Raw genomic sequence first — 17,575 nt, forward strand, 5'->3', positions numbered from 1 at the left:
TCCGGCCGGCGCGACGCGGCCGATTCGACGTTCGGCCTCAGCGATCCAGCGCGCGGATCTCGATGCGGCGATAGGCCACTTCGTCGCCGTGGTCCTGCAACGCGATCGCGCCGCGACGGGCGCCGGCGAAACCGGGCCAGTCCTTGAACTTGCTGCGCGCGAGCCGCGCGTTCCAGTCCCGCGAGCCGATCTCGAACGCGGCCACGCGCACGCCGTTCAACCAATGCTCGACGCGGTCGCCGCGCGCGACGATGCGCGCGGCGTTCCATTGCCCGGCCGGCCTGGCCGCCGCGCGCGCCGGCGGATACAGGCCGTACAGCGCGCCGGCGAGGCGGTCGGCGCCGTTGCGCGCGTCGGGATGGCGGCGGTCGTCGAGCACCTGGTATTCGAGCGCGCCGTGGTAGACCGGTTCGTCGTTCTCGCGCACGCGGTAGAACACGCCGCTGTTGCCGCCGGGCGCGATCTTCCATTCCAGGCGCAGTTCGAAATCGCCGAACTGCGCGTCGCCGACCAGGTCGCCGCCGGCGCCGCTGCGCACCAGCGCGCCGTCGCGCACGCTCCAGCCGGCGACCGGCTCGCCGCGCCGGCCGTACAGGTGCCAGCCCTGGGTGCTGCGGCCATCGAACAAGGCGACGAACCCCGCGCGCGGCGCGGCGGCGGCGCGCCCGGCCGCAGGTGCCGGGCCGCTGGCGAGGACGCACGCGACGAGCGCGGCGCAGATCGGGCTGGGAACGCGAATGATGGCCATGCAAGCGCTCGCAAAAAGATGAACGAGGAAGACGCCTGCGCATCCTCGCTTCGCCGCGCGAGCCGCTCAAGCGCCGGTTCCCGTCCGCGAGCCTGAATCGTTAACTTTTTCCGCTGAACGAGGCGGTTTTTCGTGCGCGTTTCGGCTTGAGATCGGCCCGCGTCGCCGACACCATAAGCTCCGGATGCCTGGCCACTTCGCGTTGCGACGGATCGCGACGAATCGACCGCAAGGACCTCAAGCGCCGGCGTCCACTCCCTCGCTGCCCGCCCCGGACGGGGCCTGCGGCGAGGCGAGCCGGTGGGCTAGGATGACGCTCCCGCTTACGCGCTGCCAAGGATCGGCCGGTCATGCCGCCCACCCCATCCAAACCTCGCCGCTGCACCGTCGGCACGCCCTGGCTGTTCGGCTTCGGCGCCTTCGCCTGCGCAGGCGCCGTCGTGCTGGCCGCGATCGCCGCTTACCAGCGCGTGTGGATCGGCGTGGCCGTGACGACCATGTTGTTCGGCGGCTCCGGGGCGGCGCTGATGTTGACCGCCGTCACCCTGGAGGGCGACGAGGACGGCCTCACCGTGATCCGCTTGCACAAGCGCGTGCGCATCGCCTGGCGCGACATCGTCGCCGCCGCGGGCGATGCCCGCTCCCTGTCGCTGCGCACGCCCGAGCTGCGCGAAAGCGTGTTGTCGTATTCCTACTGGCGAGGCGCGGACAAGAACCGCCTGTATCTGCTGATGCGCGAGAAACTGCTCGCCCACGGCGCGCAGGTCGCGCCCGGGCTGCGCGGGTTCCTGCGCATGGACGAAGACCTGTCGGGCGTTCTCCCGCGCGAAGGCGAGGACTGAGCGATCGCGATGCAATCCATCGAGCTGTGGATCGCCATCATCGGCGGCGCATTGGCCTGCGGTGTCGCCGCCGCTGTCTGGCTGCGACGCCGCCGCGGCAGCGAACCGGCCGCACCCGGCGAGTCGCCGTTCGAGGCCGATCCGCCTTGGCACGAAGTGCTGGGCGTGACTGCCGACGCCGACCGCGCCGGCATCGAGGCCGCGCACCGGGCCACGCGCGAAGCGCATGTGCCCGAGCGCGTCGCCCACCTGGGCGCGCGGGCGCGGCGGCAGGCGCAGTGGCGGTTGATGCAGATCGATCGCGCGTATGCGGCGGCGATGCGCGAGCTGGGGCTGGGTCGCGATCGTTCGGATTGAGCCGCTCCGCGGCGGCCGTTGTGGGAGGGCCTTCAGGCCCCATGCTCTTGTTTCAGGTCGCGGCGATCCGAGCGGAAGGCATCGGGCCTGAAGGCCCTCCCACAACAGCACTCCCACAACAGCCGGGATCGCCGGTTTTACTCCGCCTCTTCCGGCGGCGGCACGATCGCGCCGGGGTCCAGCGCCAGGCGTCCGGCGATCAGCACCGCCTGGGTGCGGTTGTTGGCGCCGAGCTTGCGCAGGATCGCGGTCACGTGGGCCTTGACCGTGGCTTCCGAGACGCCCAGTTCGTAGCCGATCTGCTTGTTGAGCAAACCCGCGCCGAGCATCTGCAGCACCCGGAACTGTTGCGGGGTGAGTTCGCGCAGGCGCTGCGCGGCTTCGTGTTCGTCGGCGTTGGCGGCCGGCGCGGCGACCGCGGCCGGCGGCGCCCAGCGGTCGCCGTCGAGCACGGTGGTGATGGCTTCGCCGAGCGTGGCCGCGTCGGCGGACTTGGGAATGAAGCCGACCGCGCCGTGGTCGAGCGCGCGCCGCATCGTCGACGGCTCCTCGCGCGCGGACACCACCACGATCGGCAACTGCGGGTGCAGCGCGCGCAGGTGCACAAGCGCGCTGAAGCCCTGCGCGCCGGGCATGTTCAGGTCGAGCAGGAGCAGGTCGGCGTCGGATTCGGCCTCGACCAGGGCGTACAGCGCGTCGACGCTGTCGGCCTCGCGCAGGGCCGCATCCGGCAGCACCCGCGCGACCGCGCCGCGCAGGGCTTCGCGGAACAGCGGATGGTCGTCGGCGATCAGCAAGGTGGGCATGGGGCGGCCTCGTGGGTGGGTCCGCTGCGGACGACGGGATGGGACGATCTTACGTCCAGGCGGGGCGCCGCCGGCTATTGGACGATGGGTGAAGGTGGGCGGCGCCGGGCGCACGCGGGACGGAACCGCGTCGCAGAACGCGGGTGGGTGCGTGGGGTTCAGCGGCGGCGTTCAGATGGCGCCGTTGGCGTGGCGGCGCGCTCGCGGCTCGCGCCGCTCCTACCTGGGCTGCCTGTAGGAGCGGCGCAAGCCGCGACCGCGAACTTCGGATTCGCAGCGCAAACCCGAGGTCGCGACGCCTCCGCGGCCGCGACGCGCACGCGCGGCGGGGATCGCCCCGACCGCGCGCGCGGCCGGCTTACTTGCCGAGCCGCTCGTTGACCAGGCTTTCCACCACCGACGGATCGGCCAGGGTCGAGGTGTCGCCCAGCTGATCCGGCGCATTCTCGGCGATCTTGCGCAGGATCCGGCGCATGATCTTGCCCGAGCGGGTCTTCGGCAGGCCCGGCGCCCATTGCAGGTGGTCGGGCGTGGCGATCGGGCCGATCTCCTTGCGCACCCACGCGACCAGTTCCTTGCGCAGTTCCTCGCTCGGCGCCTCGCCGGCGATCAGGGTCACGTAGGCGTAGATGCCCTGGCCCTTGAGCTCGTGCGGGAAGCCGACCACGGCCGCTTCGGCCACCTTCGGGTGCAGCACCAGCGCGCTCTCGACCTCGGCGGTGCCGATGCGATGGCCGCTGACGTTGATGACGTCGTCGACGCGGCCGGTGATCCAGTAATAGCCGTCGGCGTCGCGGCGGCAGCCGTCGCCGGTGAAGTAGTTGCCCGGATAGGTCTTGAAGTAGGTCTCGATGAAGCGCTGGTGGTCGCCGTAGACCGTGCGCATCTGCCCCGGCCACGACGCGGTCAGCACCAGGTTGCCCTCGGCCTCGCCGTCCAGCACCTGGCCGTTGGCGTCGACCAGCGCCGGCTGCACGCCGAAGAACGGCTTGCTCGCCGAACCGGGCTTGAGGTCGATGGCGCCGGCCAGCGGGGTGATCAGGATGCCGCCGGTCTCGGTCTGCCACCACGTGTCGACGATCGGACAACGGCCATCGCCGACCACATCGTAGTACCAGCGCCAGGCTTCGGGATTGATCGGCTCGCCGACCGTGCCGAGCAGGCGCAGCGATTGCCGCGAAGTCTTCTTGACCGGCTCCTCGCCGTCGCGCATCAGCGCGCGGATCGCGGTCGGCGCGGTGTAGAAGATCGTGACCTGGTGTTTGTCGATGACGTTCCAGAAGCGCGACACGTCGGGATAGTTCGGCACGCCCTCGAACACCAGCGCGGTGGCGCCGTTGGCGAGCGGGCCGTAGACGATGTAGCTGTGGCCGGTGACCCAGCCGACGTCGGCGGTGCACCAGTAGACGTCGTCCTCGCGCAGGTCGAACACCGCTTCGTGAGTGAAGGCGGCATAGACCAGATAGCCGGCGCTGGTGTGCAGCACGCCCTTGGGCTTGCCGGTGCTGCCGGAGGTGTAGAGGATGAACAACGGGTCTTCGGCGTTCATGCGCTCGGGCTCGCACTCGTCCGGCTGGCCTTCGACCACCGCGTCGTACCAGCGGTCGCGCGGCATCTGCATGTCGACCGCGGCGCCGGTGTGGCGCACCACGATCACGGTTTCGACCGAGTTGGTGCCCGGCAGCTTCAGCGCGGCGTCGACGTTGGCCTTGAGCGCGATCTTCTTGCCGCCGCGCAGGCCTTCGTCGGAGGTGATCACCAACTTGCTGGCGCTGTCGGCGATGCGGTCGGCGATGGAGTTCGGGGCGAAGCCGCCGAACACCACGGTGTGGATCGCGCCGATGCGCGCGCAGGCCAGCATCGCCACCACCGCCTCGGGAATCATCGGCAGGTAGATGGTGACGCGGTCGCCCTTGCCGACGCCGAGGTTGCGCAGCGCATTGGCCAGGCGGCACACGCGCGCGTGCAGGTCGCGATAGGTGATGCGCTCGGCCGGCTGGTTCGGATCGTCGCGCTCGAACAACAGCGCGGTCTTGTCGCCGCGCGCGGCGAGGTGGCGGTCGAGGCAGTTGACGCTGACGTTGAGTTCGCCGTCCTCGTACCACTTGATGCGGAAATCGCCGAGGTCGTAGCTGACGTTCTTGATCTTGGTCGGCGGCTTGAACCAGTCCAGGCGCTCGGCGACGCGGCCCCAGAACGCGTCCGGGTCGCGCACCGACTCGGCGTACTGGCGCTCGTACTCCTCGCGCGTGTAGCGCGAGTTCGCGGCGAAGGCCGGATCGACGGGATGGACGCTGGCGGGGTTGCTCATGGGGGCTCCGTGCGAGATGCCGTGGCTGCGTGGGGACGACGCGAGGGGTGGAACGCGGGACCGAAGAGGATAGCGGACGGACGCCGCGTCCGGCCTCGCCCGACCTGCCCTCAGTGTGCCGCAGCGCAACATCCCACGCAGCGCCGCGCTCTTAGACGATGGTCGTAAGCCGCGCAGACAGGCGTCTTTTTTCGACCAATGGCGAATGGTGGCGCCGCCGCCGCGGCGCGCAGGCTGGCCGCGGCCGTTCGTTCCGGACGGCATTCCTCGGGAGGGAATCACGATGTTGTCTAGCCTGCTCACATGCGGCGCGGGGGCGCGCGCTGCAAATCACGCCGGGCGCGGCCGCTCGCTGCTGGCGTCCTGCGTGCTGCTGGCGCTGATGCTGCCGGGCCACGTCCTGGCCCAGACCGCCAAGGAACAGCAACTCGAAGCGCGCGTGGCCGAACTGGAGCGCATGGTCCAGCAACTGGTCTCGCAGCAGCAAGTGCAGACCCAGGTCACCGAGGTCAGGGCCGCACAGGCCGCGGCGCCCGCGATCGCGGCGACGCCGGCGCCGGCGCCGGCGGTCAAGAATCCGATCCAGGCCACCACCATCAGTCCCTCGGCCAATCCGGGCACGCGTTTCAGCTACGGCGGCTTCATCAAGCTCGACGCGTCGGTGACCTCGACCGACGCCGGCGACATCGCCGACGGTTCGGTCGGCCGCCTGTTCTACGTGCCCAAGGCGATCCCGGTCGGCGCCAAGGCCACCCGCGAGGGCGGCAGCGACACCGACATGGGCGCGAACTTCTCGCGCTTCTGGTTCGCCGCCGACACCGACCTGGACAGCGGCGACAAGCTCAAGGGTTACCTGGAATTCGATCTGTTCGGCGGCGGCTCGACCGCGTTCACCGGCAACGAGGTCGCCACCAACACCTACGCGCTGACCCTGCGCCACGCTTACGTGACCTGGAACAAGTGGCTGGCCGGCCAGACCTGGTCGAACTTCCAGGACGCCAACGCGCTGCCGGACACGGTCGACTTCCTCGGCCCGACCGAGGGCACGGTGTTCGTGCGCCAGGCGCAGTTGCGTTACACCAGCGGGCCGTGGTCGTTCTCGGTCGAGAATCCGGAGACGGTGTACACGCCGTTCCGCGGCAACATGGCCCAGGTCGCCGGCGACGACGGCGCGGTGCCCGACGTGACCGCGCGCTACACCGCCAAGGGCGACTGGGGCCACTTCAGCGTCGGCGCGCTGGCGCGGCAGCTCAAGTACCAGTCCGGCCGGATCAACGACAGCACCACCGGCTACGGCCTGAGCGTGTCGGGCAAGTGGAACGTCGGCGCCAGCGACGACTTGCGCTACATGGTCACCGCCGGCAGCGGCATCGGCCGCTACGTCGGCCTGGCGCTCAACAACGACGCGGTGCTCGACGCCACCGGCGACCTGGAGAACATCGACCTGGTCGCCGGCTTCGTCGGCTGGCGCCACGTGTTCAGCCCGAAGCTGCGCGGCAACCTGTTCTATTCGCGGGCGCAGTACGACAACCAGACCGCGCTGACCGGATTGGGCATCACCAAGTCGGCGCAGTCCGCGCACGTCAACCTGATCTACACCCCGATCCCGAAGCTCGACATCGGCGCGGAGTACATCTGGGGCCAGCGCGAGATCGAGACCGGCGAGAAGGGCGAGCTCAATCGCTTGCAGACGCATGTGAAGTACAGCTTCTGATCGAAGCCATGCCGGGGCGGCGACCGCGTCGCCCCGGAATCGTCGTCCCCGCGCAGGCGGGAGTCCAGGAACCTCCAGCGTTCTCGCACGAAATGCCCTGGATCCCCGCGTTCGCGAGGATGACGGGATGAAGGATTCGACGCGGTCGGTACGACGCCGCGCGGCAAGACGAAAACAAAACGCCCCGGCGGGCCACAACCCGCTTCCATCCACTGTTCGGGGGAACAGCCCATGTCCAGCACCACCGCCGGCGCGCATTCGGCGCCGCTCACCAAGGACCACCGCAAGGTGATCTTCGCCTCCAGCCTCGGCACCGTGTTCGAGTGGTACGACTTCTATCTGTACGGCTCGCTCGCCGTGATCATCGGCAAGCAGTTCTTCGGCGGCCTCAACGAGACCAGCCAGTTCATCTTCGCCCTGCTCGCGTTCGCCGCCGGCTTCGCGGTGCGGCCGTTCGGCGCGCTGGTGTTCGGCCGCCTCGGCGACATGATCGGGCGCAAGTACACCTTCCTGGTCACCATCGTGCTGATGGGCCTGTCGACGTTCCTGGTCGGCATCCTGCCCAGTTACGCGACGCTGGGCATCCTCGCGCCGATCATCCTGATCGTGCTGCGCCTGCTGCAGGGCCTGGCCCTGGGCGGCGAGTACGGCGGCGCGGCGACCTACGTGGCCGAGCACGCGCCCAACGGCAAGCGCGGCCTGTACACCAGCTTCATCCAGACCACCGCGACCATCGGCCTGTTCCTGTCGCTGCTGGTGATCTGGGGCTGCCGCAATTACCTGGGCAAGGACGCGTTCGAAGCCTGGGGCTGGCGCATTCCGTTCTGGGTCTCGGTGATCCTGCTCGGCGTGTCGGTGTGGATCCGCATGCAGCTGGCCGAGTCGCCGCTGTTCCAGCAGATGAAGGCCGAAGGCAAGACCTCCAAGGCGCCGATCACCGAGAGCTTCTTCTCCAAGAACGGCAAGATCGCGTTGCTGGCCCTGCTCGGCGCGACCGCCGGCCAGGCGGTGGTGTGGTACGGCGGCCAGTTCTACTCGCTGTTCTTCCTGACCAAGACGCTCGGCATGGACCCCAACCAGGCCGACATCTTCATCGCCATCGCGCTGGCGCTGGCGACCGGCGGCTTCATCTTCTTCGGCTGGCTGTCGGACAAGATCGGACGCAAGGTGATCGTGCTCGGCGGCTGCCTGATCGCGGTGGTGACCTATTTCCCGGTGTTCAAGGCGCTCACCCACAACGTCAATCCGGCGCTGGAAGCCGCGGTCGCCGCCTCGCCGGTCACCGTCACCGCCGATCCGGCGCGCTGCGCGTTCCAGTTCGACCCGGTCGGCAAGGCCACGTTCAAGCAGTCCTGCGACGTGATCAAGTCGGCGCTGGCGAAGAAGGGCATTCCGTACCAGAACGCGCCCGGCGCGGCCGGCAGCGTCGCCACGGTCAGCATCGGCGGCACCGTCCTGACCAGCTTCGAGGGCGAAGCGCTCGACAGCGCCGCGTTCAAGAGCCAGTCCGAAGCCTTCGGCAAGCAGTTGACCGACGCGCTGGCCGCCGCCAGCTACCCGGCCAAGGCCGACCCGGCGCAGATGAACAAGCCGATGGTGATCGCGCTGCTGACCTTCCTGGTGCTGTTGGTGACGATGGTCTACGGCCCGATCGCGGCATGGTTGGTGGAACTGTTCCCGACCCGCATCCGCTACACCTCGATGTCGCTGCCGTACCACATCGGCAACGGCTGGTTCGGCGGCTTCCTGCCGTTCACCGCGTTCGCGATCGTCGCGGCCACCGGCAACATCTACAGCGGCCTGTGGTATCCGGTGGTGGTGGCGGCGTTCACGGTGGTGATCGGCGCGCTGTTCCTGCCGGAGACGAAGGATCGCGATATCACCGAGTGACGGTTTTCGCTTCGCATCACTGCGCCGGCCTTCGGGCCGGCGCAGTTTTTTGGGGAATCGGGAATCGGGACCGGCTACGAGCCACCGCGCCCCACCTACCGTCACCCCCGCGAAGGCGGGGATGAAGAGCGCGAAGAAACGAATCGCGAACCCGAACTACCATAAGCCGATGCAGCCCCTCCCCACCCTGCTGCGCGACATCCGCGCCTGCACCCTGTGCGCCGCGCATCTGCCGCACGGCGTGCGGCCGGTGCTGCAGGCCAGCGCCACCTCGCGGCTGTTGATCGCGGGGCAAGCGCCGGGACGCAAGGTGCACGAATCCGGGATTCCGTTCGACGACGCCAGCGGCGAGCGCTTGCGCGATTGGCTGGGGCTGGATCGCGCCACCTTCTACGACGCCGCGCGCGTGGCGATCGTGCCGATGGGGTTCTGCTATCCCGGCAAGGGCAAGTCCGGCGACCTGCCGCCGCGGCCCGAATGCGCGCCGGCGTGGCAGGCGAAGCTGTCGCCGCATCTGCGCGAGCTGCGGCTGACCCTGGCCATCGGCCAGTACGCGCAAGCCTGGCACCTGCCGGATGCCGCTTCGTTGACCGAAGCGGTCATGGCCTGGCGCGAGCGTTGGCCGCGCCTGCTCGCGCTGCCGCACCCGAGCCCGCGCAACAACCTGTGGCTCAAGCGCAACCCGTTGTTCGAGCGCGAACTGGTGCCGGCGCTGCGCGAACGCGTCGCTCAGGCGCTGGCCGAATGAGTCACTGGTAGACGAACTTCGGCATTTCCCATTCGTAGCGGATCGCCAGCAGGCGCACCGCGAAGCCGCCGCCGAGGCAGGCCAGCACCGCGACGTTCTCGGCCACGCCCAGGCGCAGCAACCCCAGATACGCCATGCCGGTCAGCAGCGAGATCACCGCGTACAGTTCGCGCTGGAACACCAGCGGAATCTCGTTGCACAGCACGTCGCGCAACACGCCGCCGAACGCGCCGGTGAGCATGCCGGCGACGACCACGATCGCCGGCTGGTGGCCGGCTTCGCGCGCGACCGCGCAGCCGATCAGGGTGAACGCGATCAGGCCCAGCGCGTCCAGCCACAGGAAGGTACGGCGTAAATAGTGCAATTTCTTCGCCAGGAACGTCGCCGCGAACGCGGCGCCGACGGTGTAGCCCAGGTACTCGGGATGGCGCACCCAGCCCAGCGGATAGTGGCCGAGCACGATGTCGCGCAGCGAGCCGCCGCCGAGCGCGGTGACGCAGGCGATGATGACCACGCCGAACAAGTCCATGCGCCGGCGGCCGGCGGCGAGCGCGCCGGTCATGGCTTCGGCGCTGATGGCGATGAGGTAGATGATCTGCAGCAACACGGGCGGGTCTCCGGCGAGGATCGGGAAACCGCGGCGGCGACGGAGACGGATGCGCGCGGACGCCGCGCCGCGGAGCGGACGCAGGCGGACGGCGGGACCGCGCGCGCCGGAGCGCGCGCAGCGATGCGCATCGGTTTCCGCAGCCTCGGCCGCGGCGCCGCTCCCGCTGTCCTTTTACCTGAGAGTTTGCGCGGCGCCGGCATGGCCGGGCCGCTTGCCCCTTCGGTGGGCCGTCGAAGCGGCCTCTCTCCAGATCGGCGATGTCGTTGCAGTGTTCCGGTCGGCGGACCGGGCCTGAGCGATTATGGGAGCCTGCGCCTTCGGCGGGCGGCGGCCGGAGCCGGCGCCTCTCTTCTGCGAACGCCGGCATGGTATCAGGCGAATGCGGCGAAACGAACCGCAAGCGCCGCCGCGAACGGCGGGAAACCCCTGTAGGAGCGGCGCGAGCCGCGACCGCGACACTGCGCATACGACGCAAACCGGAAGTCACGGTCGTAGGTTCCGCAGGCAATGGCCGGTGGCGCCGCAAGCGCAGTGTCGCGGTCGCGGCTTGCGCCGCTCCTACAAGGAGCTCACGTCGCCTGGCATCTCAATCGCCCGCCAGCGCCTGCACCATCGATTGCTCCAGCGAGCGCGCTGGGTCGGCGCGGATCGCATCGAGTTCGCCCGCGCCCCACTGCCGCCGCAAGCGTCCTTCGACCAGCAGCGCGGCGCGGGTGATGAAGCGCTCGGCCACGTCCAGCGAATGCGTGGCCAGCAACACCGCCACCCCGCGTTCGCGCGCCAGCTCCTGCAGGTGGCGCTTGAGCGCGTAGGCGCTGAGCGGGTCCAGGCCGTTGAGCGGTTCGTCCAGCACCAGCAGCGGCGGTTCGCCGAGCAGGCCCAGCGCGATCGCCAGTTTCTGCCGCGTGCCCAGCGAGTACTGGCCGATGCGGCGGTCGAGCATCGGCTGCAGCGACAGCGTCGCGCACAGCGCCAGGGTCGGTTCGGGTATCGCGTCCAGGCCGCGCGCGCCGGCGAACAGGCGCAGGCATTCGCGGCCGCTCAGCAGCGGCGGCAGCCGCGCCGGATCGACCGCGAAGCCGAGCGCGCGCTTGGCCGCGAGCGGGTCGCGGTCGAGGTCGTGGCCGCCGATCAGCACCCGTCCCGCGCTCGCCCGCAACAGGCCGGCCAGGCAGTGCAGCAAGGTGGTCTTGCCCGAACCGTTGGGGCCGATCAGCGCGGCGAAATCGCCCGGCGCCAGGGCCAGGTCGATGCCGTGCAGCACCGCGTGCTGGTCGTAGCGGTGGTGCAGGCCTTGCAGTTCCAGGACTGGACTCATCGGCGCGCCCCCGCGCGCAGGGCCGCCAATGCCGGCAGACACAGCAGCGCGACGGCGACCAGCCACGCCGGCGCGGCGCGCCAGCCCAGACCGAGCAGGCCCGCGCCCAGCGCCGCCAGCGCGCAGGCGCAGGCGAACGCGAAGGCCGGATAGCGCCAGGCCGCGCGGGCGAAACCGCGGCGCGGCACCGGCAAGGCCGCCAGCGCGCGCGCGGCGGCGACGCTCGCCGCGGCGCAGGCCTGCGCGAGCAGGCTGAACCAGGCCAGCGCGGTGGCGATCAGCAACACGCCGGCGCCGCTGGCCAGCGCGGTCGAGCCCGGCAGCGCCATCAGCACTGCGCCGATCATCCAGGCGTGGCCGCCGCGGCGCCAACGCAGCAGCGCCTCGCGCCGCTGCCAGTCGCTCAGGTGCGGCAGGCGCGCGTCGTCGAGCCAGCGCAGGCCGAACAGCGGCTCGCGCGCGCCTTCGCGCACCCGCTGCGCCGGCCGGCGGCGCTGGCGCAGCGCCGCCGCCAGCCCGAACGCGACGCCGGGCACGAGGCCGGCGGCGAGCACCGCGAACGCGGTGCGCAGGCGCGCGCCGTCGCCGTCGAGCGCGAGCAGCAACGCGGCGGTCGCCGACAGCGCCGCCGCGACGCCGAGCGCGGCGAGCAGGACCAGGGTGCGGGCGATGCGCGCCGGCGCGATCGGCGCGGCCGCCCACCAGCCGTGGCGCAGGCGGTCGTCGAGCGCGCCCAGGCGCGCGCGGGCGCTGGCGTAGGCCCAGGCAAGCGCGAGCAGGGCGAACGGCAGCGGCAGCTGCGCGATCAGTCTCGGCACGGCGGCCGGCAGGGCGGCGGCTTCGCCGCCGAACGCGCGCAACAGCGGGCCGGCCGCGGCGATCGCCGCCAGCATCGCCAGACCGCCGCGCCAGCGCCGCCAGCCGCCGCCGCGCAGGGCGGCGAGGCGGGCTTCGCGCAGCCAGGGATGGAACAGGGGCGGCATGGGGCGAGGGTAGCGCGGATGGGTGCGCGGCGAGCTGAGCCGAAAGCGTCGGGCCTGAAAGGCCCTCCCACAACAGCCCCGGGGCCTCGGCCGCTGCGGGACGACCTTGTTCCAGGAAGGTCTTGTTCTGGGAGGACGTTGTTCTAGCAGGACCTTCGCTATGGGAGGACCTTCGCTGTGGGAGGACCTTCGCTGCGGGGGCTTGTCGTGGGAGGGCCTTCAGGCCCGACGCTGTCCTGTCCGCCGCGACGAATCCGCCCGCCCCTCAGCGCTCGCCCGCCACACAGCGCCGCTGCAGCGCTTCGACCAGCGCGACCTCGTGCGCCCAGGCTTCGACCCCGGTCCAGGCCCGCTCCAGCGCCGCGACCAGCACCGCTTCATCGCCGAGTTCGCCGCGCGCGACCAGCCGGTACAGCTCCACCGCGCCGTCCGGTCCCGGCAGGTCGGCGGCTTCGTCGAACATCGTGCCGGCGCAGGCGTAGACGTGGCGCTCGGCCAGGCCGACCAGGCAGGCCAGGTGCACGGCGAATTCGCCGGCCAGGAGCGCCAGCGGCTTGCGCGCGTAGCGGTTGCGCAGCTTGCCGACCAATTCGTACAGCTCGCCGACCACGATCTCGGCCATGGCCCGTTCCACCGCCGCGTCGTCGGGATGCGCGGCCAACGAGCGCAAGGTCTCGAACAGCGCGCCGTGGTCCGGCGCGATCCACAGCGCGCGCGCGTGCACGAACTGGCCGTGGCTGATCGGCCAGGCCTCGTCGACTTCGCGCGCGAACGCTTCCACCGCGCTGCGCGACATCAGGTTGACCTCGGCCTTGCCGCGGCCGTGCACCCACTCCAGCGACTCGTCGAAGTCGGCGCCGAACGCGGCGTCGTCGAGCACCGCCCACAGCTCCAGGTCCGAATACGGCCCGTCGCTGTCGCGCGCGGTGGAGCCGTACAGCGCGACCGCGAGCAGGCGTTCGCCGAAGCGCTGGCGCAGGCGTTCGAGGATGAGGGCGACAAGGTCGCGGCGTTGCTCGGAACCGACCGATTGCGGTCCGGCGAACAGGGTGTCGAGTTCGCCCTGGGGCAGTGCGTAATCCATCGCGACTAGGTACCACGCGCATCGCGCGCGCGGCAATTGCGCAATGCGGGCGTTGCGACGCGGCTTGCGCTTGCGGTGGGATGGCACGCGCATCGCGCTGCGGTTCACGCCTGCAGGCGCGGCGCGAGCCGCGACCGCGACGCCGCGCATACGACGCAAACGGCTACCCCGCGGTCGCGGCTCGCGCCGCGCCTACAGGGGGATAGCCACCCACGCAGTCATTGCGGCGGCGAGGCCAACTCGCGCGCGTCGAGGAAGCCGTCGCGATTGCGGTCCTGGCGAGCGAAGCGTTCGGCCAGGGTCTTGCGGTGCGCCTCGCGGGTCAGCGGCGCGCGCGCACCGCGGCCGCTGGCCGGTTGTTCGGACGCGTCGAGGACGCCGTCGCGGTTGGCGTCCATCGCGTCGAAGGCGTAGCTGAGCCAGTCCTGGTATTCCAGCAGCGACACCCGGCCGTCGCGGTCGGCGTCCATGCGCGCGAGGTAGTCGCCGGTGGAGGCCACCTCCTGCGCCGACGCCGGCAGGGCGCACAGCGCGAGCGCGAGCAGCGCGGACGACAGCCGCGCGAAGGCAGACGGGCGGAACGTGGGCAGGCGCATGCGCGCATCCGCGAAAGGACCAGCGCGCAGCCTGCCGCGCGCGGGCGCGGCGGGCAAGCGCCGCGCGCGGCCGGCGCGCGCGGCGCCGGCCGCGGCCGCGTCAGCTGTCGTCGACGCAGCAGCCGAAGCGGGTGCCGCCGAACTGGCAGCCGGACTTGGGCGCGCAGCCCTCGGCGTACTTGGTATCGGCGTGGACGGCGCCGAAGCCGATGCCGGTGGCGAACAGCACGGCCAGCAGCAAGGCTCTGGCGCGGCGGGTACGCAGGTGACTCATGTCGTTCTCCTGGAGAAGTGCGTGGGCGGGACGGACCGCGCGGCAACGCCGCCGCGAGCGGCGCCGACGGCCCGGACGCGGAATCCGGGCCGTCGCGCGCGCGCCTGCGCCTGCGGCGGAGGCGAGCGGCCCGCGGCGGTGCGCCGGCGGTTCAGGCCGGATCGCAGCAGCCGCCGACCCAGGCGCCGTGCGGGCAGTTGTCGGAGGGGAAGCATTCCTGCGTGGCGCCGGCCTGCGCCGCGCCGAAGCCCAGGCCGGCGGCGAACAGCGCCGACAGGGCCAGCAATTTGAAGCGCTTGCTGCGGAACAGTTTCATCGTGCTCTCTCCTTGCGCGTGCGATCGCGGGCGCCGGTCCGTGGCGCGGGCGCGGTCACGGATGGTGGGTTCGTCCCTGGAGGCTCAAGCGGAAGGCGGGGCGCGCGCGGGCGCAGCGGCGGCAGCGAAGGCTGGACGGTCGATCCGCGGACATGCGCCACCTCCGTGTGCGGCGCGGCCGGACGGCGGCGCCGGATTCCCAAGCGCACGACGCTATCCGCGCCGCGCCCGCGCGGACGGACCGGCGTCTCGTTCGCACAAAAACAAACCCGCGCCGGAGCGCGGGTTCGTCGGTGTCGCTTGGCGGCGGCGCGCGGCGGTCAGTGCCGCACCGGCGCCAGCGCGTAGCCCTTGAGCCGTTCGGAGAACGCCTGCAGGGTGTGGATGCCGCTGGCCTCGGCTTCCACGCACCAGGCGTGCAGACGCTGCAGGGTGGCCTGGGCGTCGTGCGAGCGGTCGTCCAGCACCTGCGCCAGGCGCTGGCGGAAATCGGCCAGCTGGGCCATGCGCGGACGCTCGGCCACCCAGGTCTGCAGGCGCGCGCGGGCGCCGTCGTCGAGCCAGCGGCCGCCGTCGGCCAGGCCCTTGCGCAGCCGCCGCGGCAACGCGCGCACGCGGTCGCCGGCGTCCTCGCGCAGGGTCGGCAGGGTGACGTTGCGGTAGAAGTCGGTCATGGCCTGGAAGCGGATCGCCAGCAGCGCCTTGAGCGTCTCGCCGTCGGGCATGGCGATGTTCGGACGCACGTCCAGGGTCGGCGCGACCCGCAGCACCTTGGCCAGGCGCAGCGCGGCGAGGCCGCGGATCGCGGTCCAGCCGATGTCGAACTCCCACTTGCGCAGGGCGAACTTGGCCGAGCTCGGGAACGCGTGGTGGTTGTTGTGCAGTTCCTCGCCGCCGATCCAGAAGCCCCACGGGGTCAGGTTGGTCGCGGTGTCGGTGGTTTCGAAATTGCGGTAGCCCCACCAGTGGCCCAGGCCGTTGACCACGCCGGCGGCCCAGAACGGGATCCACACCATCTGCAGCGCCCAGATCGCCACGCCGGCGAAACCGAACAGGGCGAAGCTGGCGAACAGCAGCACTACCGGGCCCATCGTCGCCCACGGGGTGTAGAGCTTGCGTTCGATCCAGTCGTCCGGGCAGCCCTTGCCGTACTTCTCGATGTCCTCGCGCTCGGTGCGGGCCTCGCGGTAGAGCTCCACGCCGCGCCACATCACCGTGTCGATGCCCTTGAACTGCGGGCTGTGCGGGTCTTCCTCGGTCTCGCACTTGGCGTGGTGCTTGCGATGGATCGCCGCCCACTCCTTGGTGATCATCGAGGTGGTCAGCCAGGTCCAGAAGCGGAAGAAGTGCGCCAGCACCGGGTGGAAGTCGACCGAGCGGTGCGCCATCGAGCGGTGCAGGTACAAGGTGACCGACAAGATGGTGAGCTGGGTCACCACCAGGAAATACACGGCCAATTCCCAGAAGCGGGCCTGGACCAGGCCGCCGGCGAGGAAATCGATCAGGGACGCGGGCATTGCGAACTCCGGGGCAGCGATGGCTTTGGGCAGCCGTTGGGGTGGCGGGGCAATTAAAGGACAGTTGTATATATAGCCGATGATGCCACTCCGGGCCCACCGTTCGCGCCGGTACGGCCGGCCGAAGGCTGTGATGGGGTCGTGAATTCCAACGGGCAAGCCGCAGCGGACCGGGCAGGACCGGGCGGTTCAGGCGGGCGACGGAGGCCTGTACGGTTCAGGATCGCGGGGATTGGGGCCGTCGCGGCTCGCGCCGCTCCTATGGGCGGCAATCGAAGCCGCGGCCGCCCCTTGTAGGAGCGGCGCGAGCCGCGCCGCGCCAACGCAGCCACGACGCACCGCACTCACTCCGGAGAACGTCCCTCGCTCCCCGCTTGAATGCGTTCGCGCGCACCCGCCAGTTCGCCGCGCGCGAACGCCTTGAGCGCGCCGCGCTCGGCCTTGGCGAACGGCGAGCCCTTGCCGCAATGGTCCAGCAGCAGGTTCAGGTCCTGCGCCTCGCCGAGCCGCTCGATCTGGCGCTTGTCGAACGTCGGCGCGTCCGCGCCGAGCCCGGCGCTCTTGAGCGCGCGCTGTTGCTGCGACAGCCGCCGCGCGCGCCGGCGCCAGTCGTGCCAGTCCTCGTCGCCGCCGCTGGCGCGGGCGCGCTCGCCGGCGCGCGCCACCCGCCGCAGGCTCGCGGCGACGGCGGCGCGCCAATGCTCGGGCTGCAGCTGCGCCCACGGCATCGCCAGCAACGCGGCGCGCAGCACCTGCAGCAGCGCGCGGCGACGGCCCAGGCCGGGATCGTCCTCGCGCGCGCGGCGCGCCGCGGCGGCGCGCGCGGCGGCGGCGGCGCGACGCGCGCGCGCCAGCAGGCGGCGCGCGTCGGGCGCGAGTTCGCCGCGCAGCAGGCGGTCGAGGGTCTCGACTAGCGCGTGCGCATCGCGCAGCTGCGACAGGTCGCGGTTGAGGTCGCGCAGTTCGCGGTCGACCAGAGCCGCGCCGGGCCCCAGCCCGTCCGCACCCAACGCCAGGGTGGCGCGGGCGCGGCGCAGGTTCTTGCGCGCCAGATGCACGCCGGCGTGGATGCGGTTGCCGCCCCAACCGAGCGCGTCGAGGGCTTGGTCGATCTCGCGCGTGGCATGGGCGCGCAGGCGCTGGCCGGGCGGACGCGCGGCCTTGGCCGCGTCGGTGTGGGAACGCAGGTCGGGCCGCCGGTCGGAAGTGCGCGACGTGGCGCCATGCCCGGATCCGGCCGGCGTCCGCGCCCCGGCCCGCCGCACCGGCGCGTCTTCCGCCCCGGCCTCTTCGGCCGCCGCGCCGCGCGAAGCCCGGCGCCGCGCTCGTGGCGTCCCGGGCGGCACGGCGGATTCGACTCCCTCGGCGACTGCCTCGACTTCGGCCTGCGGCATGGCGGACTCCCGCTTCGCATGGATACGTAAGCGTTTCGCGCCGACGCTGCGCGCGCCGGCCCGGACG

At 71.5% G+C, this 17,575-nt stretch carries 17 protein-coding genes and 1 riboswitch; of the genes, 5 read left to right on the top strand and 12 right to left on the bottom strand.

The features are described from left to right. Positions 1-37: 37 nt before the first annotated feature. Positions 38-748 carry a 3-keto-disaccharide hydrolase gene (locus JHW41_RS24660; RefSeq protein ID WP_250448186.1) on the bottom strand — a complete coding sequence of 237 codons (711 nt, stop codon included), beginning with the start codon at positions 746-748 and terminating at the stop codon, positions 38-40. Positions 749-1,098: 350 nt separating this feature from the next. Between JHW41_RS24660 and JHW41_RS24665 the strand changes: the two genes are divergently transcribed. Further along, positions 1,099-1,590 carry a hypothetical protein gene (locus JHW41_RS24665; RefSeq protein WP_250448188.1) on the top strand — a complete coding sequence of 164 codons (492 nt, stop codon included), beginning with the start codon at positions 1,099-1,101 and terminating at the stop codon, positions 1,588-1,590. Positions 1,591-1,599: 9 nt separating this feature from the next. Beyond that, positions 1,600-1,947, top strand: coding sequence for a hypothetical protein (locus JHW41_RS24670; RefSeq protein WP_250448190.1), 348 nt, complete (start codon positions 1,600-1,602; stop codon positions 1,945-1,947). Positions 1,948-2,084: 137 nt separating this feature from the next. Here JHW41_RS24670 and JHW41_RS24675 read toward each other — a convergent pair whose 3' ends face one another. Both JHW41_RS24675 and acs read right to left on the bottom strand, forming a co-directional pair. Beyond that, positions 2,085-2,753: a response regulator transcription factor gene (locus JHW41_RS24675; protein WP_057945836.1), complete on the bottom strand. Its 669-nt coding sequence runs from the start codon at positions 2,751-2,753 to the stop codon at positions 2,085-2,087. Positions 2,754-3,111: 358 nt separating this feature from the next. Further along, entirely contained in the window at positions 3,112-5,064 is a 1,953-nt protein-coding gene (gene acs, locus JHW41_RS24680; RefSeq protein ID WP_250448192.1) for an acetate--CoA ligase, read from the bottom strand. A 382-nt stretch (positions 5,065-5,446) separates the two neighbouring features. Here acs and JHW41_RS24685 point away from each other — a divergent pair, with 382 nt between their 5' ends. The 3 genes from JHW41_RS24685 (at position 5,447) to JHW41_RS24695 (ending at position 9,416) form a co-directional block, all read left to right on the top strand. Beyond that, positions 5,447-6,778, top strand: a complete 1,332-nt coding sequence (locus JHW41_RS24685; RefSeq protein WP_250451268.1) for a DcaP family trimeric outer membrane transporter — start codon at positions 5,447-5,449, stop codon at positions 6,776-6,778. Between the two features lie 231 nt (positions 6,779-7,009). Continuing rightward, positions 7,010-8,668, top strand: a complete 1,659-nt coding sequence (locus tag JHW41_RS24690) for an MFS transporter (RefSeq protein WP_057945834.1) — start codon at positions 7,010-7,012, stop codon at positions 8,666-8,668. A 169-nt stretch (positions 8,669-8,837) separates the two neighbouring features. Then, a complete protein-coding gene (locus JHW41_RS24695; protein ID WP_250448195.1) occupies positions 8,838-9,416 on the top strand; it encodes a uracil-DNA glycosylase family protein in 579 nt (192 codons plus the stop codon). A 1-nt stretch (position 9,417) separates the two neighbouring features. Here the strand turns inward: JHW41_RS24695 and JHW41_RS24700 are convergent, their stop codons facing one another. The 9 genes from JHW41_RS24700 to JHW41_RS24740 all read right to left on the bottom strand — a co-directional run bounded on the left by JHW41_RS24700 (position 9,418) and on the right by JHW41_RS24740 (position 17,508). After that, a complete protein-coding gene (locus JHW41_RS24700; RefSeq protein WP_250448197.1) occupies positions 9,418-10,023 on the bottom strand; it encodes a trimeric intracellular cation channel family protein in 606 nt (201 codons plus the stop codon). Between the two features lie 158 nt (positions 10,024-10,181). Then, positions 10,182-10,286, bottom strand: a riboswitch (glycine riboswitch). 326 nt (positions 10,287-10,612) lie between these two features. Continuing rightward, on the bottom strand, positions 10,613-11,344 hold the full coding sequence (locus JHW41_RS24705; protein WP_250448199.1) for an ABC transporter ATP-binding protein: 732 nt from the start codon (positions 11,342-11,344) through the stop codon (positions 10,613-10,615). Then, complete coding sequence (locus JHW41_RS24710; RefSeq protein ID WP_250448201.1) at positions 11,341-12,327, bottom strand: hypothetical protein; 987 nt, start codon at positions 12,325-12,327, stop codon at positions 11,341-11,343. Before JHW41_RS24710 ends, JHW41_RS24705 begins: the two co-directional genes overlap by 4 nt. 265 nt (positions 12,328-12,592) lie before the next feature. Further along, entirely contained in the window at positions 12,593-13,411 is an 819-nt protein-coding gene (locus JHW41_RS24715; protein WP_250448203.1) for a kanamycin nucleotidyltransferase C-terminal domain-containing protein, read from the bottom strand. A 218-nt stretch (positions 13,412-13,629) separates the two neighbouring features. Next, positions 13,630-14,007 (bottom strand): hypothetical protein, encoded by a 378-nt coding sequence (locus tag JHW41_RS24720; protein WP_250448205.1) that lies wholly within the window; start codon positions 14,005-14,007, stop codon positions 13,630-13,632. A 100-nt stretch (positions 14,008-14,107) separates the two neighbouring features. Continuing rightward, positions 14,108-14,281 carry a hypothetical protein gene (locus JHW41_RS24725; protein ID WP_158229958.1) on the bottom strand — a complete coding sequence of 58 codons (174 nt, stop codon included), beginning with the start codon at positions 14,279-14,281 and terminating at the stop codon, positions 14,108-14,110. A 151-nt stretch (positions 14,282-14,432) separates the two neighbouring features. Continuing rightward, entirely contained in the window at positions 14,433-14,597 is a 165-nt protein-coding gene (locus JHW41_RS24730; protein WP_157490315.1) for a hypothetical protein, read from the bottom strand. A gap of 320 nt (positions 14,598-14,917) precedes the next feature. Then, positions 14,918-16,114 carry a DesA family fatty acid desaturase gene (locus JHW41_RS24735; protein ID WP_057945828.1) on the bottom strand — a complete coding sequence of 399 codons (1,197 nt, stop codon included), beginning with the start codon at positions 16,112-16,114 and terminating at the stop codon, positions 14,918-14,920. Positions 16,115-16,458: 344 nt separating this feature from the next. After that, entirely contained in the window at positions 16,459-17,508 is a 1,050-nt protein-coding gene (locus tag JHW41_RS24740; protein WP_250448207.1) for a CHAD domain-containing protein, read from the bottom strand. Positions 17,509-17,575: the final 67 nt, after the last annotated feature.

The organism is Lysobacter enzymogenes (assembly GCF_023617245.1).
Classification (GTDB): Bacteria; Pseudomonadota; Gammaproteobacteria; order Xanthomonadales; family Xanthomonadaceae; genus Lysobacter; species Lysobacter yananisis.